Below are 26,311 nucleotides of genomic sequence, written 5' to 3'. Positions count from 1 at the left end.
GACCGCATTCCAGTCTGGGATACCAGACACCGCTGGAGTTCGCGGCGCAACATCGAACCGGGCAATCGAAGCCCAAAACTTGGGACATCACTAAGTAGTGAGTGGTCAAGTTACTGGGGGCAGGTCAACATCGGAGATGCCTTCCTCAGCGGACACCGACACCACCGTGCGATTCATAGGGGGCAGGAGCTTATTCAGCACCGCTGCTTTACGTTCTTCGGAGTACCTTGGCATGACTGCTCTCATACCGCCCTCTCTGAGTGGGGTTCAGGCGAAATCGCCATCTGGACAACTAGGCTAACAGAGAGGGTTATAGAACCGAGCACACGAACTAGCGCACGCAGCGAGTAAAGTAGCGTGAAAAATGGGGTGCGGGTGCCGTAAGGGTCTGATTTCCATAATATGGGATACCCTCCGACACGGACCGTACAGGTTCAAATCCTGCCGCCCCGACCAATCTCTTCCGAATTACTCCAGTATTTCAACGCTTCGTCCTTAAGTCTCATCGACTATTTCCGCGTTAATGGCTCGAAGAGCCCCTCATGTTCGGGGAATTGCGTTCGCAGGGTTTCCGCATCACCTAACGTCATGTCGTCGTAATCAAAGCCAGGAGAGACAGCTTCGCTGATGAGACCATAGCCATAGGGACCCTCGAGCAGTTCTGAAGCTTTCCAGACACCGCCAGCGACATGCAGCTGCAAACGCTGTCCGTTTGCGACATCCGGCCCCATCACAACCTGCTCCAGCGTGCCGTCTGGATGGATCAGTGTGTAGCGTATCGGATCGCCCTGATGGTAATAGTGAACAATGTCCGACCGGTTGCGATGGAAATGGCCAACGGGCGAGTCGGAGGTGAGAAGGTAGAAAATGGACGTCATCAGAAACCGTTCTCCTGCCTCGGTTTCCAGCATCGGTCGATGGTCGGACTGATAGGTGCGCCGGAAATAGCCCCCCTCAACGTGTTTCTCAAGCCCGAGCCCCTCGATTACAGCTGCTCTGTCCGGAGTGGCGGCGGGAGAGGGCGATGCTTGGTGTCCATGCATACTGCAGCCGGCTGTGGCGAGAGTGACTGCAATGGCTGTTGCGGTAATGTATTTTTTCATCTCTTTGCGCTTCCTGTTCTTTGTTGGGCGTCAGAGGTAGGGTAGTGCTCCTTGTACCAGTGCCGCGCAATGTCCAGGCGGCGGCATATCCAGACATCCTCGTGCTGTAGTGCATACTCGAGAAACCGCACCAGCGCCTGGAAGCGACCGGGACGTCCGATTACTCGGCAGTGCAGGCCGACACTCATCATTGCAGGTGAGGTGTCGCCTTCCGCGTAAAGGGTATCGAAGCTGTCCTTGAGGTACTGAAAGAACTGTTCACCCGAGTTGAATCCCTGGGGCGTCAGGAATCGCATATCATTGGCGTCCAGGGTGTAGGGAATCACGAGGTGAGGGCGATGGCCTGGCTCATGGTGCCAGTAGGGCAGATCGTCGGCGTATGAGTCGGCGTCATAAAGGAATTGCTGTTGCTCGAGAACCAACCGGCGTGTATTGGGGCTGTCCCGCCCCGTATACCATCCGAGGGGTGTGGCACCCGTCAACGCCCTGTGAATTCGGATGGCCTCCTGCATGTGTTCCCGCTCCTGAACTTCCGGAACAGACTGGTAGTCAATCCAGCGATAGCCATGGCTCGCGATTTCCCACCCCGCCTCCAGCATGGCCTCAACCGCATCCGGGTTACGCTGCATGGCCATGGCAACTCCGAAGACAGTAACCGGCAGCCTGTAGTGCTGGAACAGTCTGTGAATGCGCCAGAAGCCTGCCCTTGAGCCGTACTCGTACAGCGATTCCATACTCATGTGACGGCTTGCGTGGGGCTGCGCTCCGATGATGTCAGAGAGAAACGTCTCCGAATGGGCATCGCCGTGGAGTACGCAGTTCTCACCTCCTTCCTCGTAGTTCAGCACAAATTGCAGTGCGATTCGGGCTCCTCCAGGCCAGTTGGCCGGAGGGCGATCGCGTCCATACCCGACCATATCCCGTGGGTAATCCGGTTCAGTACTGGCCCCGTTCTGAGTCAATGCCGTTCTCTCCATTTCGTTCCATCAGTACCGGTCCGGATTCAAGATGTGTGCCATGGGCTATGTAACGGCGTTGAGCTGGCGGTTCAGGCGCACTGAAGTGCGTTTTGGGGGCATCGAATCGTTGAATGCACCAACAAGGATCAAAACTGAACCAATTGGACAGGAAAAGAGAGCCTCGCACGGGGCGTTTAATAGGCGAAGTGACGTGGTACAGAAATTGCTGACTCGTTGGCCATATGCATGGGCGAAAGGCGGGAAAGATGATGCGGTGTTCTGGTGATCGGGCTGGCAGTCTTGTGGTTTCAGTGTTACTCGCGATGATGGCATGTACGGCCACCGCCGCCATCCCGCCGGACGAAGCCTGGTTCGAAAGCTTCCGGGAAAACGCCTCGGATCATGAGTTGTATCGCTTCCTTTATGCCATGCCCAAAGGCGGCGATCTGCACAATCATATGAGTGGTAACGCGTTTCCTTCCTGGTGGTACGAGCTGGCCCTGGACCAGAAAGATAATGGCTATCGCTATTACACTAAGGTCCGAATCAATAACTGCGGTGATTATGGTCGGGATGAGTTCGGGCGCACGCCCTATAAGATGTACTTCCGGAACGTGACTGAAGCCACCTACCAATCCATGTCGGAGTGCCGACAGTCTGAATATCGGCGGCTTGAGGATCTGACCCAGCAGCAGAAGGAGGGTTGGCTCGACAGCATCCGGTTGGATAAATCCCACGAGGGTCGTGATGAGTTCTTCCAGCGTCATTGGCAACGCCTGGGGGCCCTGACCGCCAACCCCTACCTGATGGCCGAGGTGCTGTATCGCAACATGAAGGCCTTTTCTGAGGAGGGACTGATCTACCTGGAGTCCATGATGGGCAGCGCAGGGTATCGCACACCGGGCGGCGACCTGATTCCCAGAGACGAGGTCGCGGATATCTACAGGAAGCGGCTGGCTGAGACAGATGCGTTAGACACCGGTGTAACGGTGCGGCTCCAGGAATCCATCCTGCGTTTTGCGCCCAATGCTGAACAGCAATTGATTGATGACTACGCGTTCGTCAGTGACAACCGCGACCTTTACGTAGGGGTCAATATGGTTGGCCGGGAGGATAATGACAAGGGATACCCAATGCGCTTCCGGGAAACCCTGCGTTACCTCCGCCGGGAACACAGTGATGTCAATCTTTCGATCCACGCGGGCGAGCTGGACGAACCAAACAGCCATATCCGAAATACCCTTATGTTGGGCGCTGACCGGATCGGCCATGGCCTGCAACTGATCAACGACCAGCCCCTTCTGCGGGAACTGCGGCATGGTCCTTACCTGATCGAGATCAATCTGATCTCGAATCTACTGCTCGAGTACGTGGATGACTTTGCCCAGCACCCCTTCCCGGAGTACCTGAGATTAGGGATTCCGGTTGCTCTCTCCACGGATGATCGCGGAATGTGGGATTCCAACCTGACGGATGAGTTCTTCGTTGCTGTCAGGGAGTTTGATCTTTCCTGGCACGAGATCCGGAAACTGAGCCTAAATTCCCTGCGGCATGGGTTTGTGGAAGAGTCTGTCCGGGATCGACTGGTGAAGCGTTACAAGGATGAAATTGCGGCTTTTGAGTCCAGGTTCCGTGAATCCGGCATGACCGCTTTCGAGGATGTAGAGCCAACCTACAATGGCTTCATATGCCGCTATTACGACCTGTGCGGCGCAGGACACTGAGTGCTCCTCCTGGCGCCCTGATCCTGCAGCTGAAGACGGCCTCCCCGTCTTCGCCTTCCCCTTTGATGTCTGAACAGTCACGTCGCGTTAATGAGCAGGATACCTTTTGGTGCATCGCCTTCCCCGGCTGCATCAACTTGGGGTTTCTGAGCCGGCCATAGTAGCGAGCTTTGAGCCATTCCACCACAGAAATATCCTGTCGGACAATTAAATAAAATCCATAAATACCTGAAAAATATGGCCTAAAAACTGGAATACCCAAAAGGTAACCAGTTGGACAGGAAATGGCACAGCGATTGCAGCCGGGTGAGCCGATGCCTGATGGCAGATAACGGTATGTGAGACGGCTTTAGGAGTGGACGGGACATGACCGATAGGACACGTTTTAAACGAAACAGATTGGCCCTGGTAATCGGGCTGCATTGCGCAATCGCTTTCCCAGGAGTGGCTTTGGGGGAGACGTCTGAAGACCAGGCCACCAGTGAGAGCGAGGACATGCTTGAGCTGGATCGGTACCAGGCTCAGGACCGGGTGGACGACCCCATGGGGATGATGCCGACGGAACCGGTCGAATCCGTATTCGGGTTCGACAAGACCCTGATGGAGACGCCGCGTGGCGCCACCTCGGTCAGTGCGGACATGATGGAGAACTTCGAGATTGAATCCATTAATGACCTGGCGCTGATCGCCCCCGGTTCGTTCCGCCAATCCTTTTTTGGGGTCGGCGGTTCACTGGATGTTCGGGGTAATCCCGGCGAGAACTATTTTCGAGGGGTACGACGACTCAATAACCCGGGTAACTTCCCCACGCCTATTGCCGCCTCGGATCGGGTCGACGTTGTGCGGGGGCCAGCCAGTCCAATCATGGGACCCTCCAAGATTGGTGGTTACCTGAACTTTGTTCCCAAGTCGGCCAGGGTTGAAACGGGTCAGTATCTGGATGAGCCCACCGGTGAGATGTCGCTGACCAAAGGCAGCTGGGACAAGAACATCCTGCGCGCGGAAGTGGGCGGTCCCGGAGAGCTCGGCGGCCAGGACTTCGGCTATTACCTCTACGGCGAAGCGGAGACCTCTGACGACTACTACCGGAATACAGATACCGACCAGAGTGTCATGCAGGCGTCATTCAATACTGCCTTCAGCAGCAGTACCCGGATCGAGTTCGGCGGGATGCGCCAGGATTTTGATGGTAACCAGGTCGCCGGGTGGAACCGGGTAACTCAGGACCTTATCGACAATGGCACCTATACGACCGGTCTGGCGCCCGATCTCGATACCAACAACGACGGCCGGCTATCACGGGGCGAATTCAAGAATGCGGATTTCGAGAACGGGGTTCTTCCGTTCTTCCCGGTTCCCTCTGCGGTGACCGAGGATGACTTTGGCCCCGATGCTGAACTCGAGAATTCGGGTACCGCCCAGCTTGACGGGGATGAAGTTCTGGTAGCGCCCGAGGATCGGCTTGAATCTGATGTGACGACGCTTTACTTCGATCTCATTCACGACATGGGCCGGAATGCCCAGCTCAAGAACAAGACGTTCTATGAGTCTCTGGACAGCATCAACGAGAATGCCTACGGCTTCTCCAGCAACATCGACAGCTGGGTCGTGGAGAACCAGACCATCTTCTCATTCGACGTGGATCATGCCGACTGGCTGGATGGCAGTCATCAGATCTCGCCCTCGATCCGCTATACCGAATACGAAAGGGGCAATGACTTTGGTTACGAGTTCTTCGACCGCCGGGATCTGACCCAGCCGTCGACCCCGCGGGACAAGCGGTTGCTCTCAACCCAGTCCGGCGAGAATTTCGACGACTATCAGTACGGCAGCTACACCAATTACGGCCTGGCCTATCTGGGTGACTTCACAATCGCGGATCGAGTGGGTCTGTTGCTGGGGACCCGGTACGACTACGTTGACTTCAACGCCAAGCGTGACGCCAGCAAGATCGACCCGGATCTGGATCCCGGTGTGCTTAGCGCGGATGACAGTGACAGTGAGGTGTCCTGGACGGCCAGCCTGAACTACCAGACTGATTGGGGTGTTACCCCCTATGTCACGGTCTCCGAACAGGCCACGGTTATCTCGGATCAGGGCTCTGAGGTAAGTCCGGACCTAATTGCCGATGGCGATGCCATGGCGACCTCCGAGCTGGAAGAGCTTGGCGTTAAAGCTGATCTGCTAAACGGGCGCCTGTTCCTCGCCGGTGCCTGGTTTAAGCAGGAGCGGACGAACTTTAACGCCCAGGATCTGACCAGTAACAACACGACTGAGACGGAAGGGTATGAGTTCGAGGCCCGGCTCATCGCCACGGACAACCTGACTCTGACCGCCGCTTATACCAATCTGGAAGTCATCAACCTGACAGCGCTCGAGAACGGCTCTCAGTTCAGCTTCCTGGGAGCGGAGGATCTGCCGAACGTTGATGATCCCTCGCAGGTTTACGGGAACCAGCCCGGAGGTCTGATCCCGGTCAGCTCCGAGAGCGACGCCCGTAAAGCCGGTGTTCCGGAGCATGTTTACAGCGTGACCGGTGCTTACCAGTTCGGCAACGGTTTCGGGATGACGACCAGTGTCCAGCATGTGGACTCGGTCTACTCGGGCTTCTCCAAGTCCGTGCGCCTGCCGGCTTACACCCTTGTCAATGCGGGAGTCAACTACCGCACCGGCCCCTGGAAGTTCGACGTGCAGGTTCGCAACGTCACGGATGAGGATTACTTCCGCTCCAACTTCCCGGACCTTTTCGGTTCCACCGTGGTCAAGCCGGAACGTCCGCGCAACTGGACGGCAAGTCTCTCCTACAGCTTCTAGGAATCGGCTGAACAGTGGCCCCGCCTTTGGGCGGGGCCGATACGAGAAAGAGGGTAACTATGGTTTTTCGCAGACTTCTCAGTGTTTCGATCTGCGCTGTGGTCATCGGCTCGCCGCTCGCGCTGGCGGTTGATGACAGCATTGAAACCCAGAAGGCAATCAACAGGGATTCTGCCTCGACGCAGTCACGCATTAATGAGCTGGACGATCAGGCCAAACAGGACTTCCAGCAATACCGCAGCGCGGTGAAGCGATCGGAGAGCCTGGAGATTTACAACAGGCAGATGGGGCGCCTCGTCTCCTCACAGAACGAAGAAATGGACAAGATCCGAAGCCAGATCGAGGAGATCGACACCATCGAAACCGGGGCGCTTCCGCTGATGATCGAGATGACGGACACGCTTGCCGAGCTGGTGGAAGCGGATGCGCCCTTCCTCGAACAGGAGCGCCAGGAGCGGGTGGATAACCTGCGTGATCTTGTGGACCGGGCGGATGTCACGGTCGGTGAGAAGTACCGTCGCATCCTGGAAGCTTACCAGGTCGAACTTGAGTATGGCCGCACGATCGAGGCCTATCGCGGCGACCTGGTGGTTGATGACGAGGCACGTCGCGTCGACTTCCTGCGCATTGGCCGTGTCGGGCTCTATTACCAGACGCTCGATGGGGAGAACAGCGGCCGTTGGAATCCCTCCGAGGATCGCTGGGAAAAGATCCAGCCCAGCTACCTCGAATCGGTTGAAGAAGGGTTGCGAATCGCGCGGGACCAGGCGCCTCCCGAGCTTCTGACCCTGCCCATTAATGCGCCTGAGCAGTAAGGATGCCGCAATGATGAAATCCCCAATCAAGCATGTTGTAACGCTGGCAGTCTGTTTTACGGCGCTCGTAGTGGCAGTGCCCGGTCAGTCTGTTGCACAGACAACCATTGATGAGCTTTACCAACGCGTCCAGCAGGACGTGGAATCTGAGGCGACTCATAACGATGAACGGCTGCAGCGTTTCCTGCAGCGTGCGGAAGAACGTGAGGCGATGCTGGAGAATGTTCAATCCAAAGTAGCTTCTGCCGAAGCTCAACGGGAGGAACTGCAGCAGCGTTTTGACGACAACGAATCAACACTGGCGGAACTCGAGGAGCAGCTGAATCAACGTAGCGGCAATCTGGGCGAACTATTTGGTGTTTTCCGCCAGGTTGCCGGTGATCTTGAGGGCACGCTCTTCGACTCGATGGTCAATCTCGAACATCCGGAGCGGGGGAGCACCATCGAATCCCTGGCCGAGGTGGAGGATGTTCCCACTATCCGACAGATGCGCGAACTCTGGAGCCTGATGCTTCAGGAAATCTCGGAGTCCGGAAAGGTCTCACGCTTTGAAGCCGAAGTGACACGGCCAAGCGGCCAGAGTGACACGGTTCCGGTAACGCGGGTGGGCACGTTCAACGCAGTTGCCGGAGACAAGTACCTGGAGTTTTCGCCGGAATCTCAAGCCCTGGTGGAACTTTCACGCCAGCCTGGTGGCCAGGCCCGCGACAGTGCCTCGGAACTCAGTAACACCAGCGACGGCAGCCAGGTCGGCTTTTCCATGGATCCCTCTCGAGGGGCGCTTCTGGGGCTTCTGGTACAGGTTCCGACCCTGATGGAGCGCATCCAGCAGGGACGTATCGTCGGCTACATCATTCTCGCCCTCGGTGTGATCGGCCTTCTGGTGGTGGTGGATCGTGCGGCCCGACTGACCCGCACGTCGCGGCGGATCAAGCAGCAGCTTAACGATATGGAGCATGCCCGTGAGGATAACCCGCTCGGACGGATGATGCTGGCCTACTACGAGAACAAGCACCTGGATGATCTGGAAGTGCTCAGTAAGAAACTGGATGAGGTGACCTTCTCGGATATGGCAGAGCTGCGCAAGGGGCTGCCCACGGTCAAGGTACTGGCGGCGATCGCGCCCCTTATGGGGCTGCTCGGGACGGTGACGGGAATGATCAGCACCTTCCAGGCGATCACGCTGTTCGGGACCGGTGATCCCAAGCTCATGGCCGGCGGGATTTCCCAGGCGCTGATCACGACAGTGCTGGGCCTGATCGTCGCTATCCCACTGCTGCTGTCCTCCAGTTTTCTGAGCAGTCGGATTCAGCAATTGGGCAAGATCATCGGTGAACAGTCCTACGGCATGGTGGCCCGCAAGGCCGTCAATATCGCCGAATCACGGAACAGTTAGGGGGGAGGTGAGGGCATGGATCCACTGGGCCTTCTGAATGATTTCCTGGAGACAGGGGGTGACGTCCTGTGGCTGATCCTGGCGGTGACGTTCTGTCTGTTCGTCCTGATCTTCGAGCGCTACTGGTTCTTTTTCCGGCAGTTGCCGGCGGAGCGTCACGCCCGTCTGGAGAGCTGGGAGCAGGCCGGGAACAAGCGTTCCTGGGCCGGCGAACAATACCGGCGACAGCTGATTTCCGAGGTGGACTGCCAGATGATCCGGAATCTGAACCTGATTACGGCCCTGATCGCCGCACTGCCCCTTCTGGGGCTGCTCGGTACCGTCACCGGCATGATCCAGGTTTTTGACGTGATGGCATTCCTGGGGTCGGGGAACCCCCGTGCCATGGCGGACGGGGTCAGTTCGGCCACTTTTCCGACCATGGCCGGGATGGTGGTCGCCCTCCTGGGAATCCCGTTCTCGACAGAACTCAACCGGCGCTATCAGCGGGAAATGCACCGGCTGGCGAGTGGTATGACCACGCATTAACGCCCTGCACACGAGAGAGGTTGCTATGAACGACAACCAGTTTTTGAACGGTGAAGAGGATGATAACCAAATCGACATGACGCCCATGCTCGATGTGGTCTTCATCATGCTGATCTTTTTCATCGTGACATCCACCTTCGTGAAGGAGGCCGGCGTGGACGTGACCCGGCCGAACGCTGAAACGGCGGTACAAACCGAATCCAACAGCATTCAGGTGGGCATAAATGCCAACAACCAGATCTACATGGACGACCGGGAGGTCGACACGCGCGCCGTGCGAGCCAACGTGGAACGCGCTCTGGCTGAGAGCCCAGGAGCGGGTGTGGTTATCGTGGCGGACCAGGATTCCAATACGAACACCCTGATCAGGGTTATGGATCAGGCCCGCCTGGCCGGGGCGGAATCGGTGTCGGTTGCTTCGGAGAGCAGGTAATGGTGGCGAAGTACGTTCTGAGTCTTCTTGTGGCGGCGGGGCTGAGCCTCCTGGTGTTCATCGGGATGCAGGTGCTGGTCGCCATGGATGGGGACCTCGAAAAAGAGGACAGCCAGAGTGCCTCGCTCAACTTCGTGCGCGTTGACTCCGCGGAACAGGAAGCGGAGACCAAAGACCGCGAACAGCCGGATCCACCGCCGGAGCCTGAACCGTCGCCCGAGACGCCGGACGCCAGCGTCGAGAGCGATCAGCCGGATACCAGCCAGCAGCTCAGCATGGACATGCCAAGCATGGATGCCTCGGTCAGCCAGGGTGAGGGTATGTCGCTGGAAGGACTGAGCGCCGGGGATGGTGGTGGTCTTTCTGGATTCAGTTCCGACGCTGTGCCCACGCTCCGGGTGCCCCCTAACTACCCGCAGAAGGCCAAGCGGGCCGGACTTGAGGGCTACGTCACCATGGCGGTTGATATCCGTGCGGACGGGACAGTCGCCAGCGTCGAGGTCTTGGAGTCGGAACCACCACGGATGTTCGATGATGCAGCTGTTCGTGCCATGAAGCGTTGGCGCTTCCGACCGAAAACCGAAAATGGCGAAAACAGACCACAGAAAGCCCGACAGACGATTGAATTCACCCTGGACAAATGAGCCTGGGTAGAGCAGGGGAGGTCAGAGCGATGATTCGGAAAACGGGACACTGGGTGTTGATGGTCGGGGTTTTGATGGCGTTTGTCTCGGCTGGCGTGTCCGGGGAAGAGAATGTCAGTGGGCCGATCTACGAGGGGCTCAAGGAAGCTCAGAAGTTGATGGGGGAGGATCGGCTCGATGATGCCTATGACGAGATTGACGGTCTGCGCGAGGACCTCGAGGCCGACACCATTGACCAGGCTGTGGTGCTGCAGATGTTGGGTAGGGTCGAACTGAGCCGGGAAAACTACCCGCAGGCCATCCAGCACCTCAAAGTGAGCCACGACACCGGCAAGCTGCCTGAGCAGATGCATCAGCAGGTCGGGCGCATGCTGGCGCAACTATATGCCTCCGAAGAACAGTATGAACAGGCCCTAAAGTATGCCAGAGCCTGGCTTGAATCCCAGGAGGAGCCAAAGCCGCAGCAGTATATGTTCCTGGCCAACCTGATGGCCCAGACCGAGCGTTATGACGGCGCCATGGCAATGGCCAACAGGGCGATTGAGGCCAGTGATGATCCCCGGGAGAGCTGGTTCCAGTTGTTGGTGGCGTCCAGCTTCCAGCAAGGCGATTACCGGCAGACGGCCAGGGATCTGAAACGGATGGTGCGTCGATGGCCAGAGAAACCGGATTACTGGAAACAGCTGGCTAACATTTATGTCCAGCTGGATGACCGGGACAGTGGCTTAGCCGTTCTCCAGTTGGCCTGGAAGTCAGGGGTGCTCGAGGAGGAGGGGTCCATACGCTCAATGATCCAGTTGGCCATCAACCGTGGGATTCCCGAAAGAGGCGCCCGGTTGCTTGATCATGCTCTGGAGCAGGGGGCATTGCCTACTGAGGCTGATTACGTGGAGCTACTGGCCAACGCTTGGATCTCGGCCCGGGAATACGAGCATGGCATCGATTCGCTCGAACGGCTGGCCTCGCTGCGCGACTCAGGAGACCCCTATGTCCGCATCGCGAACCTTCATATCGAGCGAGGGCGGTGGCAGGAAGCGGAAGCCAGCCTGCGCTCGGCGCAGGAGAGTGAGCTCGAAGAGCCTGGCGAGGCCTGGGTTCTACTGGGTATCGCACTGACTGAGCAGGAAGATTTCGAAGGCGGTTTCGAAGCCCTTCGCAAGGGCCGTGCCTTTGAGGACTCGCGTGAGCGGGCCCAGCGCTGGATTCAGTACGCGCAACAGCTCCAGAAGCAGCACAACTGGAAACAGCGGAATCAGTCCGAGGGCGCCTAGGTGTCCGTTAACAACCAAAAGAGGAATGAATAATGAGGTTTAATGCACGCCACGCGCTGGTCGTAGCCGCGCTTGTTCTGCTGGGCGGCTGTGCGCAGCACTCGATGATGCAGACCGGCCAGCAGGAACCAGAGCCGATACCGATTAAGTTCGTTGTGGTCACCATGTTTGAGATTGGTGACGATGAAGGTGACCAGCCAGGGGAGTTCCAGCTGTGGAAGGAGCGCCAGGAACTGGATACGCGATATCCGTTTCCCCAAGGGCATCATGACATCTACGTGAATGAGGAAACCGGTGTGCTGAGCATCGTGACCGGCATTGGGACAGCCTACTCCTCCTCGGCGGTGATGGCACTGGGTATGGATCCGCGCTTTGACCTTTCCAATGCCTACTGGTTGATCGCCGGCATTGCCGGTATTGATCCCGAGGATGCTTCACTGGGCTCAGCTGCCTGGGCGGAATACGTAGTCGACGGGGATCTGGCGCACCACATCGACGCCCGTGAAATACCTGACGATTGGGAGACCGGCTATTTTCCGAGGGACGCGAAGAAGCCCTATGACCCCAACAAGCCCGACCCCAGCTTCGAGGTGCAGCAGTTGAACCCGGAACTCACCGACTGGGCCTATGAACTGACAAAGGACACGGAACTGCCCAACCCCGAGGCTCTGGAAGAAACACGTTCCCTGTACACGGAGCATCCAAACGCCAGGAAGGCTCCGTTTGTCCTGAAAGGCGACCATTTGGCAGCGATGACGTTCTGGCACGGTGAGATCATGAACGACTGGGCCAATCGGTGGGTTGATTACTGGACTGATGGGGAGGGGCAATTCGTGACTTCGGCCATGGAGGACAGCGGCAGCTACCTATCCCTGAAGCTTTTGGATGAGGCGGGGCTTGCCGATAGTGATCGTGTCATGGTGCTCCGAACCGGCAGCAATTACACCATGCCTCCGCCCGGTGTGGGCGCGGCTGAGAACCTGGTTGCGGAAAGCGAGGGCTACGCCGGACTCGACGCGGCTCTGGAGTCCGCCTACCGGGTCGGCGAGACAGTACTGGATGAAATCACCACCAACTGGGATGTTTATCGTGAGCGGTTGCCGACGCCCGGTGACATTGACTGATTCCGGATCCGATGCCCATGAATGAGCTGTTCGATGCGCGCGCCTATACATGGCGCGCCGCACCCGGTGAACTGTCCTCGGAGAGCGGCCCCCTTTCTGGTTTCCGTATGGTCGTCAAGGACCTCTTTGCGATCGCCGGACACCGAACCGGCGCGGGTAACCCCTACTGGCTGGCAACCCACCCCGTGGCCCGTGAAACATCGCCAGTGATCCGTGACCTGCAAAAGGCGGGGGCTCAGCTAATTGGCAAGACTCTGACGGATGAGCTTGCCTACAGCCTGAACGGCGTGAATACGCATTACGGAACGCCGCTGAATCCGATGGCGCCGGAGCGACTCCCCGGCGGCTCCAGTACCGGCTCTGCCGTCGCCGTTGCAGCCGGGGAAGCGGAAATCGGGCTGGGGTCGGATACGGGCGGTTCCATCCGCGTTCCCGCAAGCTACAACGGCCTGTTCGGGATTCGTCCCACTCACGGTGCGATTTCGACCGAGGGGATGGTACCGCTGGCACCCCTTTTCGATACGGTCGGATGGATGAGCCGGGATTCAGCCACACTACTGGCGGTTGGCCGGGCGTTACTGCCCGGGGCGGATGAGTGCGACGGCAGCGGGGTTGTGCGGGTGGGCGTGCTTGAACCAACCATGGATGACGTCGAGCTTTGGCAGGCAGATCAGGAGGCTTGGCTGCGCCAGCAGCCGCAGCTTGAGGTTCATCGGCGCATACCGCTCGAGGCGGCATGGCTCACATCGGCCAGTGAGTATTTCCGGGTCCTGCAGGGGCGGGCGAACTGGCAGACCCACGGGGATTGGTTCCGCGAGGTGGATCCGCGTATGGCGGAGGACATCCGGACCCGTTTGGAATGGTGTTGCCAGTTGAGTGCGGAAGACGAGACCGCGGCACGGTCTGGTCAGATGCGTCTGCATCAGGATATCAGCGCCTGGTTCGAAAGCGTGGACATGATCGTGATGCCGACCACCCCTGGCCCAGCACCGCGCCTCGATGCCAGCAGTGAATGGATGCGTGACTATCGTGCGAAGCTCATGGGACTCACGGCCCCCGCCGGTCTGGCCGGTCTGCCCCAGGTCCATCTCCCGGTCATTACCCAGGAAGGCGCACCAGCGGGGGTGTCGCTTCTGGGGCCCCGACACTCGGATATAACGCTTCTGAAGCTGGCTGATGCGCTCTGCGGCGCGGAAGCCCAAAATCCAATGGAGTCTATTTGATGAGCAATATTGCCTTTACGGCGCCCCACAGCGGGGCGGCTGATATTGGGTTGTCTCTGTTGCGTGACGGCGCTAGCGCCGTGGACGCCATGATTGCCGCCTCGGCCGCGATCGCCGTCCTCTATCCCCACATGAACAGTCTCGCCGGTGATGGGTTCTGGCTCGTACAGCGTCCCGGTGAAGCGCCCCGGGCGATTGATGCGTGTGGTCATGCCGCGGCGTTGGCCAGCATTGACTGGTACCGGGAGCAGGGGTGTGATGCCATTCCTGCCCGGGGGCCGCTATCGGCGCTCACGCTTGGTGGCACCCTGAGTGGGTGGGACAAGGCCCGTGAGTGCTGTGTGGCACCCGAGCAGCGGCGCCCTTACGGGGAGCTTCTGGCTCCGGCTGAAGCACTGGCGCGGGATGGAATTGAGGTGACGGCCAGTCTGGCCGCGGCCAGCGAGAAAGTGCATGAATCGCTTGCCGATGAAACGGCGTTCCGGGCTATCTTCGCCCCTGAAGGACGGCCGCTTCGGCAGGGGGAGCAGCTGCGTAACCCGGACCTGGCGGAGACGCTCGCGCACCTGGCGCGCAAAGGGCCGAGGGATTTCTATGACGGCGAGCTGGCTGAAACCGTGGCGGCGGAGCTGGCAGCCCGGGGTAGCCCAATTCGCGCCAGCGACCTCACTGGGTATGAAGCTCAAGAGGTAACGCCACTGTCTGTCCGAACCCGCGACGGGAGCCTCTACAATTTCCCGCCTCCTACCCAGGGATTGGCCTCACTGCTGATCCTTGCCATCTACGATCAGCTCTACGATCCGCAATGGTCCGACGCCGACCGGGTCCACACACTGGTTGAGGCGACCAAGCAGGCGTTTCGGGTAAGGGATCGGGAAGTCACCGATCCTGCACGGATGCGTGCGCCTGCAGAGTCTCATCTGAACAGCGTATCCATTGGCAAGCTGGCAGCGGTCCTGGGAAAAGAGGCCTCACCCTGGCCGTGGCCGGCGGAGCCTGGCGACACGGTCTGGATGGGGGGTGTGGATGCGGAAGGGACCATGGTTAGCTTCATCCAGAGCGTTTACTGGGAGTTCGGTTCAGGAGTGACCATTCCGGGTACGGGCCTGGTATGGAACAACCGGGGACTGAGCTTCAGTCTGGATGCCGACCACCGTAATGCCCTGGAGCCGGGATATAAGCCGTTCCATACCCTCAACCCAGCGTTCGCGGTTCTGGATGACGGACGGCGTATGAGCTACGGCACCATGGGCGGTGAGGGCCAGCCCCAGACTCAGGCCGCACTTTTCACCCGTTACCTGTACGACGGACTGCCTCTCGACGAATCCATAGCTCGGGGTCGGTGGCTCCTCGGTCGGACCTGGGGAGACCGCGATGATGACCTCAAACTCGAGGCGAGTCTGGCCCGTCATCTGGGTGATGAGCTGGCATTGCGCGGCCACCGCTTCAAGACCGTGCCCGATCACAGTGAGATGATGGGGCATGCCGGGGCCGTGGTGCGATTTCCCGACGGCGGTGTGACTGCCGCCAGCGATCCACGGAGTGATGGCGCCGCCAGGGAGGGCTCATGCTCGATATGATAACGGCATGGTTGCCCCTTGTTCTGGGGATGCTTGCAACAGGCCTTCTTGCCGGCCTCCTGGCGGGGCTGCTCGGGGTGGGCGGCGGCATCGTCATCGTCCCCGTGTTCTATTTCATCCTGCAGGCCATGGGCATTGATCCGGATGTGGCCATCCGCGTTGCCACCGCCACCTCCCTGATGGTGATCGTGCCGACCAGTATTTCGTCGGTCCGGGCCCATCATGGGCGCGGCAATGTCGACTGGGCCCTTATCCGCCGCTGGTGGCCGTTCATGGTCACGGGCGTGGTGGCCGGCAGCGCTGTCTCGCTCTATGCGGACGGCAGTCTGATCGGGGGCATTTTCGGTGTGATTGCCCTGCTGGTGGCCGCCAATATCCTTTTTCGTCCCCGAGCAAAGCCGGTGGCCAGCGCTCTGCCGAGGCTCCCGGGTCAGGGCCTGATGGCCGGGAGCATCGGATTCTTCTCGGTGATGATTGGCATCGGCGGAGGAACCATGGGGGTGCCCATGCTGACCGCGTGCAACTATCCCTCCCATCGGGCTGTCGGAACGGCGGCTTTCTTCGGTTTGTTGATCGCTCTGCCAGGGGCGACCGCGATGCTGTTCGCGACCACTCCGGAGGGGGCGCCAGCTGGCATGCTGGGAGCGGTCAATCTGGCGGGGTTCCTCGCCATCGTGCCGCTGACGGTTTTCATGGCACCGGTAGGGGCCCGCCTGGGCGCGAGGCTGGATGCGCTGATGCTTAAGCGTGTGTTCGCGGTATTTCTATGCATCAGCGGGTTACGCATGCTGATGCAGGCCCTTGGAGGTTGATATGACGGAAGGACTCAACGCCGCATCACCGTCGATGCGGCCTTTTACACCCCCGCCCAGGCTCTTGATGGGACCTGGCCCGATTACGGTGGATCCCCGGGTTCTGCAGGCCATGTCCTGTCAGTTGGTGGGGCAGTACGACCCCGCCATGACCAACTGCATGAATGAGACCATGGCATTGTACCGGCGGGTCTTTGAAACCGAGAACGAGTGGACCTTCCTTGTCGACGGCACCTCACGAGCTGGAATTGAGGCCGTCCTGGTTTCCCTTCTGGAACCCGGAGACAGGGTGCTCGTACCGATATTCGGGCGTTTCGGGCACTTGCTGACGGAAATCGCGGAACGGTGCGGTGCCGAAGTCCACACGATCGAGGTGGCTTGGGGGCATGTGTTCGAGCCGGACCAGATCGAGGAGGCAGTACGCCGTGTCAGGCCGAAGCTGGTGGCACTGGTCCAGGGCGATACGTCCACCACCATGCTCCAGCCCCTGGACGCATTGGGAGCGATCTGCCGGCGCTATGATGCGCTTCTTTACTGTGATGCGACGGCCTCCATCGCCGGCAACGCCCTTTACACGGATGCCTGGGAATTGGATGCGGTATCCGTCGGCCTCCAGAAATGTCTGTGTGGCCCTTCCGGCAGTGCGCCGCTGACGCTGGGGGAGCGGGCCGTTTCGGTGATCCGTGAGCGCCAGCACGTTGAGGCGGGTATCCGCCATCCCGACCACGGCGAGGGGCGGGGGCAGCGGATCAGCTCCAACTATTTTGATCTCGCCATGATCATGGATTACTGGGGGGAAGAGCGCCTTAACCACCACACTGAGGCGACGACCATGCTCTATGGGGCTCGGGAATGCGCCCGCATTCACCTCGAAGAGGGCCCGGCAAATGTCCGCGAGCGGCACCGCGTGAGTGGCCTCGCCCTGGCCGAAGGCCTGGAGGCGATGGATCTCGAACTATTCGGTGACCAGGGGCACCGGATGAATAACGTGGTTGGGGTCCACATCCCGCAGGGGGTGGATGGGGATCAGGTTCGTCATTCCATGCTCTCTGATTTCGGCATCGAGATCGGCACTTCGTTTGGCCCATTGCATGGGCGCATCTGGCGAATCGGGACAATGGGCTACAACGCGCGACGGGACGCGGTTATCCAGACCCTCGCGGCGCTTGAGGCGGTCCTGGGGCTGGCTGGTCACCGGCTGTCTCCCCAGGCTGGAGTAAGGACAGCCTTGGCCCGGTTCGGCGGGGAGAAGCTATGAACTGGGTCCCCGAACTCGCTTGTGGGGTAATGGAGCGCTGCGACGAACTGGCTGCCATCACCAGCGAGCCGGGCCGTATTGATCGCTATTATCTGACGTCCGAGCATCGGAGGTGCAGTGACCTCCTCGCTCACTGGATGGATGCGGCGGGCATGGCGGTTTGGGAGGACGCTGCTGGTAACCTCTGGGGCCGTTATGCTGCAGCGACCGACGCCGCGCCGCCAATCCGGGCCCTGATTATGGGCTCCCATCATGATTCCGTTCCCAATGCGGGTCGATACGATGGGCCACTGGGCATACTCACCGCTCTGGCAGTGGTTGAGTATCTAAACCAGGAGGATATCCGTCTTCCGTTTCACGTGGACGTTGTGGCGTTTGGTGATGAGGAAGGTTCCCGCTTCGGTACAACTCTCCTGGGAAGCTACCCGGTAGCCGGGCACTGGCAGCCGGAATGGTGGGAACTGGCTGATCGCGGGGGGGTCACACTTGAACAGGCTTTCCGGGACTTCGGGCTGGACCCCGCACGGATCGGATCCTGCGCCAGGGATCCGGAGGAATTGCTGGGATATCTGGAACTGCATATTGAACAGGGTCCGGTACTTGAACACGGTGGCCATCCTCTGGGGGTTGTGACCGGGATTGCGGGCGCCAGACGCTTTACGGTGACCCTGGAGGGCGAGGTCGGGCACGCGGGGACCGTCCCGCTGGCGCTGCGGCGGGATGCCCTTCTCGGGGCTGCGGAAGCGGCGCTTGTCGTTGAGCGGGTGGCCCGCGAGCAGGATGTAATGGCGACCGTGGGTCGACTGAACGCTGTCCCCGGGGCGGTCAATGTCATTGCGGGAGAGGCTTGCTGGTCACTGGATCTGCGGGCTACTGACGATGAAAGCCGTGACCAGGCTCTCAGACTTATCCGGAGTGAATCCAATCGGCTCTGCGACCAACGCGGTCTTGTATCCTCCTGGCGCGAGACCCACAGTGCACCGGCGGTTGCTTGCGCCACGAGCCTCCAGAGCCATCAATCCAGGGCCCTCGAGGCAATGGGACTGGAACCGATCCATCTTCCCAGCGGGGCCGGTCATGATGCCATGGCGATGGCACGGATCACGGATGTCGGGATGTTTTTCATCCGGTGTGGGGGAGGAATCAGCCACCATCCGGATGAATCGGTGATGACGACGGACGTTGGCCTCGGTATTGAAGCTATGGTCCGAACCCTGCTCAACCTGGCCCAGAGCAGCGCCAACCCGGAGGGAAGTTGAGGATGACGCACCGATACACAGTGAGAACAGTCTTCGTCCTGTTCCTGGGGGTGGGGAGTCTGGCTGCCGCAGAGACCGGTGACCCCACCGTCAGTCTGCGCGTCATGGAAACCACCGATATCCATGCCCACATCATGGATTTCGACTACTACCGTGACAGCACAACTGCCCGCTTTGGCCTGGTTCGCACGGCATCGCTGATTGAGCAGGCACGCAGTGAGGTGGCCAACCACGTGCTCGTGGATAACGGTGACCTGATCCAGGGCAGCCCCCTGGGTGACTATGCGGTCAAGCAGGACCTGCCTGAAGACGGTACTCATCCTGTCTACCAGGCAATGAACCGGCTTGATTATGTGGTTGGCAACATTGGGAACCATGAATTCAACTACGGTCTCGACTTTCTCAGGAAATCCCTGGAGGGCGCAGACTTTCCCTACATCAATGCCAACGTGGTCGATCCGGACTCCGGGAAGCCGGTGTTCACTCCCTACCGAATACAGGAGCATGAGGTTGTCGATGAGCGGGGCAGACGGCATGCGCTGTCGATTGGTTACATCGGATTCGTACCCCCCCAGATCATGGATTGGGATCGCCAGCACCTGAAGGGGCGTGTGGAAGCGCGCGATATTACCCGCACTGCTGAAAAATGGGTGCCCAGAATGAAAGAAGCCGGTGCCAACGTGATTGTGGCAATCCCGCACTCCGGCCTTTCGTCCGATCCATACCGGGCTATGGTGGAGAATTCGGTGTATTACCTGTCGGAGGTTGAGGGCATTGATGCCATTGCCTTCGGCCATGCGCATGCGGTTTTCCCGAGTGTTGAGTTTTCTGGGATCGAGGGCGTTGATGCCGAGCGCGGTACCATCAATGGCGTCGTTGCTGTGATGCCCGGGCGTTGGGGCAGTCACCTGGGCATCATGGACCTGAAACTTACCCGGAAAGGCGATGAATGGAAGGTCGTTTCCGCCCGTTCCGAGGCCAGACCCATCTTTGATGACCAGAGCAACCAGGCCATCGCGGAGCGCGACCCTCGGGTCGCTGAGGCCGTCTCGGACGCGCACGAGTCGACCCGGGCTTTCGTTAACCGTCCCATCGGTGGGATCAACGACCCGATTTACAGCTATCTCTCGCTGGCCCAGGACGACCCCACGGTTGAGCTGGTCAACCGTGCCCAGCGTGCCTATGTCAGGCACTATGTTGAGGGCGATCCGGATCTGGACGGCCTGCCAGTCCTCTCCGTGGCCTCGCCGTTCAGGGCGGGGGGACGGGGGAGCAGCCCTGAAGCCTATGTAGAAGTGGCCGAAGGGGAAGTGAACTATGGGGATGTAGCCGCGCTCTACCCATTCCCGAATCGGCTGGTTGCGCTTCGAATCAGTGGCGCAGAGCTCAGGGAATGGCTGGAATGCGCCGTATCGCTCTATAACCGGATTGATCCCGAAGACTCCGGTGCCCAGGAACTGATTAACCGGGATGCATTCAGGACCTACAACTTTGACGTGTTCGAGGGGGTTCACTACCGCGTGGACGTGACCGAACCGGCGCGCTATGACGGTGAATGCAACCGGGTAAACCCTGGCTCGCAACGCATCCGGGCCCTGCGGTTCGAGGGGAAACCGGTGGAACCGGATCAGACGTTCCTGGTAGCCACCAACAATTACCGGGCGTTTGGCGGGGTCTTCCCGGGTACGGGTGAGGCCAATGTGGCGTTTGAATCCCCGGATGAGAACCGCACCATCGTCGCGGATTACATCAAGCGCCAGAGTCGGTCCGGGAATGGCGTTGACACAGAAGCGGACCATAACTGGCATCTGCAGAGTATTGCGGATGCCCCGGAAATGATAGTCACCTTTCGCACGTCACCGGGAGAAAAGGCCAGGCGTTTCATTGAGGCGAACAGCTATTACCCCATGAGCCGGGTAAGAGAGAATGGCGCGGGGTATGCCGTTTATCGCCTGGATTTGGCAGCCCCCGCTAAAGCCCAGTGGTCAGAGATGTCTGATCAGGTGCAGTGAGAAATAAGCGGCCTGGCGGGCGGCAATGGGACCGAGCCTGAGGTAATCGTCATTGGGTTCCTCCTGGGCCAGGTTGCTACCAGAGCGTACGATCAGATAGGGAACCCCCAGAGCCTCGCTCACATGACCGAGAGGGGCAGATTCCATCTCCATGATGTCCGCGTCGAACCGGTCTCTCAGGAGGGTCAGTCGTCGTTCTGTCACGCCAAACAGGTCTGAGGAAACCACGACACCGAAATCGACTCTGTTGGTGTAAGTGCTGCCGTTGGCCTCCACTTCGCGACGCTCATAGGTCGCCATGGCCTGCTTGGCCTTCTCAAGCATCCGGTCACTGGGACTGAACGCATTCTTCACCTCATTGCCATCGATGGGACCGTTCATGGGGCGGTAGGTCATGCCCTCGCTGGTGAGGCTCCCATAGTCATGTTCATGGGTGTGCGTGGCGACGATGACATCGCCGGTACGCAGATCCTGGTTGACCCGGGCGCCGGTGCCGGTCATCAGAACCGCGCGGGGCTTGAACTCCTTTATGAAAAGCGTGGTCGTCATGCCGGTGAAGGTCTTACCGATGCCGGTAATGGCGACGACCACGGGCTTACCGTGAAGTTCACCCTCCCAGTAGGGGATGCCCCAGAGGCTCTTCTTTTCCGCGTCCGTCATGGCGTCCGTCAGAACCGGGATCTCCTGGGGGACAGCACCGAGAACCACGATGGTGTCGGTGGGTTGATAGTGGGGGTAGCGCTCTTCGGCCCCCGCCAGCGACGGGCAAAGCGTGAAAACCAGCATGAATGCCGTCACGGCGGCTGACCGCAATGGTTGTGACATGGGGATCTCCTTTGATCCGTGATTGGGCCCCTGCGCGCTGCAACATTCATACCATTAAATTAAAAGCCTGATTGAATGGTCAGGAAAAAAGTTTTGTGATCGGAATGCCCGATCATGGAGCTTTTTTATCAAATTCGCCCATTATTGGTTCAATATCGTGGTTTTAAGAGAGGGTTTCTGGCTTAATTCGGTACGGCCTTGCTCGCATATTGCCGCATTCCATTGTTGTTTCTCGATAAGGCTATCCAAATGGACAGGATTTTGCATAGGGAGCAGCGTGTTTTGAAAAGGAGCGTGTCATGATCCGTATCAGGTTTTCCCCGTTGTTGGCAGCGGGTCTTATAAGTGTATCCACCCCGGGTATTGCCGCGACTGAGATCAAGGCGGTCGTTGTAACCCATTTCGAGAATGGCGAGATCAACGGTGAGGAATCCGGTGAATACCATCGCTGGGTCCAGCGACTGGATCTTGAGCCTGTGGATTTTCCGCTCGGCCAGTTCGATCTGCATGTCAATGATGAAGGAATACTGGCCATCTGTACCGGCGGTGGCGTGACCAACGCGACCGCTTCCATCATGGCTCTGGGCCTGGATGAACGCTTCGACCTTTCCGATGCCTACTGGCTGGTGTCTGGGATTGGCGGTGGTGATCCCGAGGATGTCTCCCTTGGGACCGGAGTCTGGGCCCGTCATGTGGTGGACGGCGACCTCCTGTACGAGATTGATGCCCGGGAAATGCCTGAGGACTGGGCTTATGGCCTGATCCCACTGGGCGCCAAGGAGCCCAATCAGGAAGCGACTGGTTGGACTGTTGACACCATCTCGTTCGACCTCAATGGCAGCTTGGCTGAGTGGGCCTATGACCTGACCCGTGGTCATGCGGTTGAGGATACGCCCGCCATGAAGGAGTTCCGGGCGATGTACGAGAATTACCCGGAGGCCCGGAAGCCACCGTCAGTGGCGCTGGGTGACACGCTGAGCGCCAGTACCTACTGGCATGGCGACTATCTGAATGACTGGGCCAACGATTGGGTGAAGCTCCAGGCCGGCGACGATGCCAATATGGTAACCAGCAACATGGAGGACAGCGGCACTCTGACGGCTTTGCATCGCCTGGCCCGTGAAGACCGTGTGGATCCCGAGCGTGTGATGGTCCTGCGGACGGTGAGCAATTATACCTTCCCACCCGATGACAAGACGGCAGCCTGGAGCACAACCGCGCCTTACCCGGATAATGGGGAACCGGCCTATGAGGCGGCTTTTCAGCTCGGTAACCGTGTGGTTCAGACTCTGGTAGATGACTGGGACCGGTACCAGACGAACGTTCCAAGAACTGAATAAGAGATGGGCCCATGCTAAAAGGATGGTGTTGTGCTGGATTTTTGATGGTGGCCCTCAGCGCTGGTGCGAAACCGGTAATCCTGGACAACGACATGGCCATTGATGACTGGGCCGCCCTGCTGTATCTCCTTCATCACCCGGATGCGGAGGTGCAGGCCGTCACCATAGCGGCTAGCGGGGAGTCCCACTGTGAGCCGGGGCTTGAGAACACCCTGCGGTTACTGGATCTGCCGGGGGATGGGCCAGGGGATATACCGGTTGCCTGTGGGGACAGTGCCCCTCTGGATGGTTACTCTGTGTTTCCCGAAGCATGGCGACAGGACTCGGATACACTCTCCGGGGTGGCGTTGCCGGGGTCGGAGCGTGAACCAGACAGCCGCGCGGCGCATGAGGTGATCCATGAGGTTATCCGGGAGGCTTCGGAGCCGGTCACACTGGTCGCGACGGGAACGCTCACGAACATCGCCCGGTGGCTTGAGCGTTACCCGGGCGATCATGACAAAGTGGCTGAGCTGGTCATCATGGGCGGCAATCTGGATGTGCCAGGCAACATCATTGTGCCCGGGTTTACGGATGGGCACCCGAATACGAGCGCGGAATGGAACTTCTTTGTCGACCCGGTCGCTGCCGACAGGGTTCTGCAGGCGGATCTTCCAACCGTTCTGGTTGGGCTTGATGTCACCAATCAGGTTCGGGTGACGCCCGGGTTCGCCAAGCGCTTTGAGAGCTCTGTCACTACGGAGTCCGCTGAGTTCTGGGCTCAGGTCCTGGAGGTCAACGACTGGTTCATTGAATCCGGCGAATATTATTTCTGGGATGTTCTCGCGGCTATGACCGCGATGGACCCGAGTCTCTGTCGCGGCGATACCCATCGTCTGGGTGTCGTCCAGGAAACCACGGAAGTGCCCTGGCAGCAGACAACGGATCCGGCCATGCCCAACAGGCGCTGGGACGGGAAGCCTCGTTCCCATCTTGATGCGGCGACCGCTGGCACACTGTTTCCCGAGCCAGCCGCGTCGCCGGTGACAGTCTGCCTTGAGACGGATCCGGAACGGGTCTTCCGTGGTTTTCGACGTGTTTTGAACAACGCCTATGCGGATTAGGCTGGAGCGGCGCGCCGGATGAGGCGCTCCGCGGCCTGCTTGTGGCGCGCCATGATCTCTTGGATGTCATGATCCACGAGCCCGCCATGGCGGACTTTCCATTGCCCACCCACCATGACGTGATCGGCCCTGTGGGCGCCGCAGAGCAGTAGGGCCGCCAGGGGATCGGCGTGGCCCGAGAAACGGGGTTCATCCAGGCTGAACAGCGCCAGATCCGCCTGTTTCCCGGGGGCTAGTTGGCCCAGTTCCGGGCGGCCCAGGAGTTGGGCACCCCCGCTGGTGGCCAGGGCGAGCGCGTCCAGGTGACTGAACTGGTCTGCGCCATAGGTGAGCTTCTGCATCAGCATCGCCTGGCGCGCCTCCTGAATCATATTGGAACCGTCGTTGGACGCTGAGCCATCCACGCCGAGTCCCACCCGCACGCCTGCACGGTGCATGTCGCATCCTCGAAAATGACCGGATCCCAGCAGCATATTGGAAGTGGGGCAATGGCACACGGCCGTCCCCGAGTCGGCGATACGTCGGATTTCGTCGTCAGTGAAGTGGATTCCGTGCGCGAGCCAGGTGCGTGGGGTCAGCCAGCCCACATCCTCGAGGTAATCGAGGGGGCGCTGACCATGGGACTGGATGCAGAAGTCGGTCTCATCCCGGGTCTCTCCCAGGTGGGTATGCAATAACACATCGTGTTCTTCGGCCAGATTGGCTGTGTCCCGCATCAACTCCGGCGTCACGGAGAACGGGGAGCAGGGGGCAAGGGCAATCCGGCACAGCGCCTCCGGATCGGGGTCGTGATAGGCACGAATCAATCGCGCGCTTTCCGAAAGAATGACCGGCTCGGGCTCGATCACACTCTCCGGGGGGAGCCCGCCGGCCAGCTCCCCAAAACTCATGGAACCTCGTGTCAGTGTCACGCGGGCGCCCATACGTTTTGCCGCAGCCACCTGGACATCAATGGCGCGAGGTATCAGCTGGCTGAAGACGTAATGGTGGTCCGCTGCGGTCGTACAGCCTGACAGCAGCAGTTCCGACAACGCCAGTTCTGTTGCAGCGTGGATCGCGTCGTCGTCCAGATTCGCCCAGACGGGGTAAAGACTTTCCAGCCACGGAAACAGGGGCTTGTTCAGGGCGCGCGGCAAGGCCCGGGTTAGCGTCTGGTAGAAGTGATGGTGGGTGTTGATCAGCCCTGGCAGCAGGACATGACCTGACGCGTCGAAGGTGTGTGCATAGTGGCCAGAGGGCTCATGTCCGGCTGGCACGAGTTCCCGGATTCGACTGCCCTCAACGACCAGGCCGTTATCGGCATTGGCCCCATTGCCCGTCCAGCATACCGCCGGGTGTCGCAGCCATAGGGTCTCAGTCATGGCTGCCACTGCCCTCCTGATGGATGGAGAGGGTAGGGCCTCCGTGCTGGGGTGGTTCCAGTCCGCATCCGCGCAGGATGATCTGGCTCAGGAAATCGGCGATCCCCTCGATCATGTCTGGCTCGTATTCGGCCCGGTTCATGATGGTGAGGACCTGGATGTCGAAGTCAGCATAGTGCTGGGTAGAGGCCCATATCAGGAAGATCAGATACATCGGGTCCACGCGGTCCATGCGGCCCTGTTCCATCCAGGTTTCCATCACACTGACCTTGTCCCGGACCCACTGGCGCATCTGGGTCCGCATGTAGTCACGCAGATGAGGCGCGCCCTGAATGACTTCCATGGCAAAGAGTTTGGACGCCCGGGGGTGCGTGTAAGACAGCTCCACCTTCCGTCGGATGAAGCTGTCCAGAACGGTTGCGGGGTCATCCTCTACACGGACTTCATCCAGAAGGTCGTTCCAGAGCCTGACCTGTTTCTCAATGACGGCGATGTAGAGATAGGACTTGCGCTTGAAGTAGTAATGTACGTTGGCTTTGGGGATACCGGCCCGGTCAGCGACCGCCTGGATGCTTGTCCCGGTATACCCCTGGCGCACGAACTCCTCTTCGGCTGCCGTGATGATGTTAGTCAGGTTGCGGTCACGGATCCGCCCCGCCCGATACTTGCCGGTTGGGGTCTCATTGGGATCGAATTCCTTTCTGCGTTCCAGCATCGACTATCCGTT

The 26,311-nt window shown here is 59.5% G+C and carries 22 protein-coding genes; 17 read left to right on the top strand and 5 right to left on the bottom strand.

All coding sequences use genetic code 11. The features are described 5' to 3' along the window. Positions 1-509: 509 nt before the first annotated feature. A complete protein-coding gene (locus GLW01_RS14190; protein ID WP_202405752.1) occupies positions 510-1,103 on the bottom strand; it encodes a cupin domain-containing protein in 594 nt (197 codons plus the stop codon). Beyond that, positions 1,100-2,020 (bottom strand): allantoinase PuuE, encoded by a 921-nt coding sequence (puuE, locus tag GLW01_RS14185; protein ID WP_425356598.1) that lies wholly within the window; start codon positions 2,018-2,020, stop codon positions 1,100-1,102. Before puuE ends, GLW01_RS14190 begins: the two co-directional genes overlap by 4 nt. Positions 2,021-2,385: 365 nt before the next feature. On the opposite strand from puuE, the gene GLW01_RS14180 reads away from it, so the two are divergent. The 15 genes from GLW01_RS14180 to GLW01_RS14110 all read left to right on the top strand — a co-directional run bounded on the left by GLW01_RS14180 (position 2,386) and on the right by GLW01_RS14110 (position 20,955). Then, positions 2,386-3,786 (top strand): adenosine deaminase family protein, encoded by a 1,401-nt coding sequence (locus GLW01_RS14180; RefSeq protein ID WP_237416600.1) that lies wholly within the window; start codon positions 2,386-2,388, stop codon positions 3,784-3,786. 444 nt (positions 3,787-4,230) lie between these two features. Beyond that, positions 4,231-6,600 carry a TonB-dependent siderophore receptor gene (locus GLW01_RS14175; RefSeq protein ID WP_340162463.1) on the top strand — a complete coding sequence of 790 codons (2,370 nt, stop codon included), beginning with the start codon at positions 4,231-4,233 and terminating at the stop codon, positions 6,598-6,600. 59 nt (positions 6,601-6,659) lie between these two features. Further along, positions 6,660-7,415, top strand: a complete 756-nt coding sequence (locus GLW01_RS14170; protein ID WP_160899470.1) for a DUF3450 domain-containing protein — start codon at positions 6,660-6,662, stop codon at positions 7,413-7,415. A gap of 10 nt (positions 7,416-7,425) precedes the next feature. After that, the gene (locus tag GLW01_RS14165) at positions 7,426-8,811 is read left to right on the top strand and encodes a MotA/TolQ/ExbB proton channel family protein (protein ID WP_202405751.1); all 1,386 of its coding nucleotides are present in this window, start codon (positions 7,426-7,428) and stop codon (positions 8,809-8,811) included. 15 nt (positions 8,812-8,826) lie between these two features. Beyond that, a complete protein-coding gene (locus tag GLW01_RS14160; protein WP_160899469.1) occupies positions 8,827-9,339 on the top strand; it encodes a MotA/TolQ/ExbB proton channel family protein in 513 nt (170 codons plus the stop codon). A 25-nt stretch (positions 9,340-9,364) separates the two neighbouring features. Then, entirely contained in the window at positions 9,365-9,772 is a 408-nt protein-coding gene (locus GLW01_RS14155; RefSeq protein WP_077530978.1) for an ExbD/TolR family protein, read from the top strand. After that, entirely contained in the window at positions 9,772-10,416 is a 645-nt protein-coding gene (locus GLW01_RS14150; RefSeq protein ID WP_160899468.1) for an energy transducer TonB, read from the top strand. Before GLW01_RS14155 ends, GLW01_RS14150 begins: the two co-directional genes overlap by 1 nt. A gap of 29 nt (positions 10,417-10,445) precedes the next feature. Then, complete coding sequence (locus GLW01_RS14145; protein WP_160899467.1) at positions 10,446-11,687, top strand: tetratricopeptide repeat protein; 1,242 nt, start codon at positions 10,446-10,448, stop codon at positions 11,685-11,687. Positions 11,688-11,719: 32 nt separating this feature from the next. Beyond that, positions 11,720-12,811: a purine nucleoside permease gene (locus GLW01_RS14140; protein WP_160899466.1), complete on the top strand. Its 1,092-nt coding sequence runs from the start codon at positions 11,720-11,722 to the stop codon at positions 12,809-12,811. Positions 12,812-12,828: 17 nt separating this feature from the next. Next, positions 12,829-14,034, top strand: a complete 1,206-nt coding sequence (locus tag GLW01_RS14135) for an amidase (RefSeq protein WP_202405750.1) — start codon at positions 12,829-12,831, stop codon at positions 14,032-14,034. Next, complete coding sequence (locus tag GLW01_RS14130; RefSeq protein WP_160899464.1) at positions 14,034-15,614, top strand: gamma-glutamyltransferase family protein; 1,581 nt, start codon at positions 14,034-14,036, stop codon at positions 15,612-15,614. The genes GLW01_RS14135 and GLW01_RS14130 overlap by 1 nt, the downstream gene beginning before the upstream one ends. Continuing rightward, positions 15,602-16,426 (top strand): sulfite exporter TauE/SafE family protein, encoded by an 825-nt coding sequence (locus GLW01_RS14125; protein ID WP_160899463.1) that lies wholly within the window; start codon positions 15,602-15,604, stop codon positions 16,424-16,426. The genes GLW01_RS14130 and GLW01_RS14125 overlap by 13 nt, the downstream gene beginning before the upstream one ends. A 1-nt stretch (position 16,427) precedes the next feature. Beyond that, positions 16,428-17,684, top strand: a complete 1,257-nt coding sequence (locus GLW01_RS14120; RefSeq protein ID WP_160899462.1) for a pyridoxal-phosphate-dependent aminotransferase family protein — start codon at positions 16,428-16,430, stop codon at positions 17,682-17,684. Further along, complete coding sequence (locus tag GLW01_RS14115) at positions 17,681-18,943, top strand: allantoate amidohydrolase (RefSeq protein ID WP_160899461.1); 1,263 nt, start codon at positions 17,681-17,683, stop codon at positions 18,941-18,943. The genes GLW01_RS14120 and GLW01_RS14115 overlap by 4 nt, the downstream gene beginning before the upstream one ends. Before the next feature lie 2 nt (positions 18,944-18,945). After that, positions 18,946-20,955 carry a bifunctional 2',3'-cyclic-nucleotide 2'-phosphodiesterase/3'-nucleotidase gene (locus tag GLW01_RS14110; RefSeq protein WP_160899460.1) on the top strand — a complete coding sequence of 670 codons (2,010 nt, stop codon included), beginning with the start codon at positions 18,946-18,948 and terminating at the stop codon, positions 20,953-20,955. Here the strand turns inward: GLW01_RS14110 and mtnN are convergent. Further along, entirely contained in the window at positions 20,929-21,780 is an 852-nt protein-coding gene (gene mtnN / locus GLW01_RS14105; protein ID WP_202405749.1) for a 5'-methylthioadenosine/S-adenosylhomocysteine nucleosidase, read from the bottom strand. The two genes, GLW01_RS14110 and mtnN, sit on opposite strands and share 27 nt — an antisense overlap. Positions 21,781-22,079: 299 nt before the next feature. On the opposite strand from mtnN, the gene GLW01_RS14100 reads away from it, so the two are divergent. Continuing rightward, the gene (locus GLW01_RS14100) at positions 22,080-23,120 is read left to right on the top strand and encodes a purine-nucleoside phosphorylase (protein ID WP_160899459.1); all 1,041 of its coding nucleotides are present in this window, start codon (positions 22,080-22,082) and stop codon (positions 23,118-23,120) included. 44 nt (positions 23,121-23,164) lie between these two features. Next, on the top strand, positions 23,165-24,223 hold the full coding sequence (locus tag GLW01_RS14095; RefSeq protein WP_160899458.1) for a nucleoside hydrolase: 1,059 nt from the start codon (positions 23,165-23,167) through the stop codon (positions 24,221-24,223). Here GLW01_RS14095 and GLW01_RS14090 read toward each other — a convergent pair. Both GLW01_RS14090 and GLW01_RS14085 read right to left on the bottom strand, forming a co-directional pair. After that, positions 24,220-25,584, bottom strand: coding sequence for an 8-oxoguanine deaminase (locus tag GLW01_RS14090; protein WP_160899457.1), 1,365 nt, complete (start codon positions 25,582-25,584; stop codon positions 24,220-24,222). The two genes, GLW01_RS14095 and GLW01_RS14090, sit on opposite strands and share 4 nt — an antisense overlap. Further along, entirely contained in the window at positions 25,577-26,299 is a 723-nt protein-coding gene (locus tag GLW01_RS14085; RefSeq protein WP_160899456.1) for a TetR/AcrR family transcriptional regulator, read from the bottom strand. The genes GLW01_RS14090 and GLW01_RS14085 overlap by 8 nt, the downstream gene beginning before the upstream one ends. Positions 26,300-26,311: the final 12 nt, after the last annotated feature.

Source organism: Vreelandella halophila, assembly GCF_009856365.1.
GTDB classification, from domain to species: domain Bacteria; phylum Pseudomonadota; class Gammaproteobacteria; order Pseudomonadales; family Oleiphilaceae; genus Halospina; species Halospina utahensis_B.
The sequence above is the reverse complement of the archived record's forward strand: the minus strand, read 5'-3'. Positions and strand labels throughout refer to the sequence as shown.

What these genes read in the sequence shown, in the direction of transcription:
- GLW01_RS14095 (WP_160899458.1), top strand. Translation starts at nt 23,165, where the DNA reads ATGGTGGCCCTCAGCGCTGGTGCGAAACCGGTAATCCTGGACAACGAC.
- GLW01_RS14150 (WP_160899468.1), top strand. Translation starts at nt 9,772, where the DNA reads ATGGTGGCGAAGTACGTTCTGAGTCTTCTTGTGGCGGCGGGGCTGAGC.
- GLW01_RS14140 (WP_160899466.1), top strand. Translation starts at nt 11,720, where the DNA reads ATGAGGTTTAATGCACGCCACGCGCTGGTCGTAGCCGCGCTTGTTCTG.
- mtnN (WP_202405749.1), bottom strand. Translation starts at nt 21,780, where the DNA reads ATGTCACAACCATTGCGGTCAGCCGCCGTGACGGCATTCATGCTGGTT.
- GLW01_RS14180 (WP_237416600.1), top strand. Translation starts at nt 2,386, where the DNA reads ATGATGGCATGTACGGCCACCGCCGCCATCCCGCCGGACGAAGCCTGG.
- GLW01_RS14130 (WP_160899464.1), top strand. Translation starts at nt 14,034, where the DNA reads ATGAGCAATATTGCCTTTACGGCGCCCCACAGCGGGGCGGCTGATATT.
- GLW01_RS14155 (WP_077530978.1), top strand. Translation starts at nt 9,365, where the DNA reads ATGAACGACAACCAGTTTTTGAACGGTGAAGAGGATGATAACCAAATC.
- GLW01_RS14165 (WP_202405751.1), top strand. Translation starts at nt 7,426, where the DNA reads ATGATGAAATCCCCAATCAAGCATGTTGTAACGCTGGCAGTCTGTTTT.
- GLW01_RS14085 (WP_160899456.1), bottom strand. Translation starts at nt 26,299, where the DNA reads ATGCTGGAACGCAGAAAGGAATTCGATCCCAATGAGACCCCAACCGGC.
- GLW01_RS14170 (WP_160899470.1), top strand. Translation starts at nt 6,660, where the DNA reads ATGGTTTTTCGCAGACTTCTCAGTGTTTCGATCTGCGCTGTGGTCATC.
- GLW01_RS14135 (WP_202405750.1), top strand. Translation starts at nt 12,829, where the DNA reads ATGAATGAGCTGTTCGATGCGCGCGCCTATACATGGCGCGCCGCACCC.
- GLW01_RS14145 (WP_160899467.1), top strand. Translation starts at nt 10,446, where the DNA reads ATGATTCGGAAAACGGGACACTGGGTGTTGATGGTCGGGGTTTTGATG.
- GLW01_RS14115 (WP_160899461.1), top strand. Translation starts at nt 17,681, where the DNA reads ATGAACTGGGTCCCCGAACTCGCTTGTGGGGTAATGGAGCGCTGCGAC.
- puuE (WP_425356598.1), bottom strand. Translation starts at nt 2,020, where the DNA reads ATGGTCGGGTATGGACGCGATCGCCCTCCGGCCAACTGGCCTGGAGGA.
- GLW01_RS14125 (WP_160899463.1), top strand. Translation starts at nt 15,602, where the DNA reads ATGCTCGATATGATAACGGCATGGTTGCCCCTTGTTCTGGGGATGCTT.
- GLW01_RS14160 (WP_160899469.1), top strand. Translation starts at nt 8,827, where the DNA reads ATGGATCCACTGGGCCTTCTGAATGATTTCCTGGAGACAGGGGGTGAC.
- GLW01_RS14090 (WP_160899457.1), bottom strand. Translation starts at nt 25,584, where the DNA reads ATGACTGAGACCCTATGGCTGCGACACCCGGCGGTATGCTGGACGGGC.
- GLW01_RS14100 (WP_160899459.1), top strand. Translation starts at nt 22,080, where the DNA reads ATGATCCGTATCAGGTTTTCCCCGTTGTTGGCAGCGGGTCTTATAAGT.
- GLW01_RS14190 (WP_202405752.1), bottom strand. Translation starts at nt 1,103, where the DNA reads ATGAAAAAATACATTACCGCAACAGCCATTGCAGTCACTCTCGCCACA.
- GLW01_RS14120 (WP_160899462.1), top strand. Translation starts at nt 16,428, where the DNA reads ATGACGGAAGGACTCAACGCCGCATCACCGTCGATGCGGCCTTTTACA.
- GLW01_RS14110 (WP_160899460.1), top strand. Translation starts at nt 18,946, where the DNA reads ATGACGCACCGATACACAGTGAGAACAGTCTTCGTCCTGTTCCTGGGG.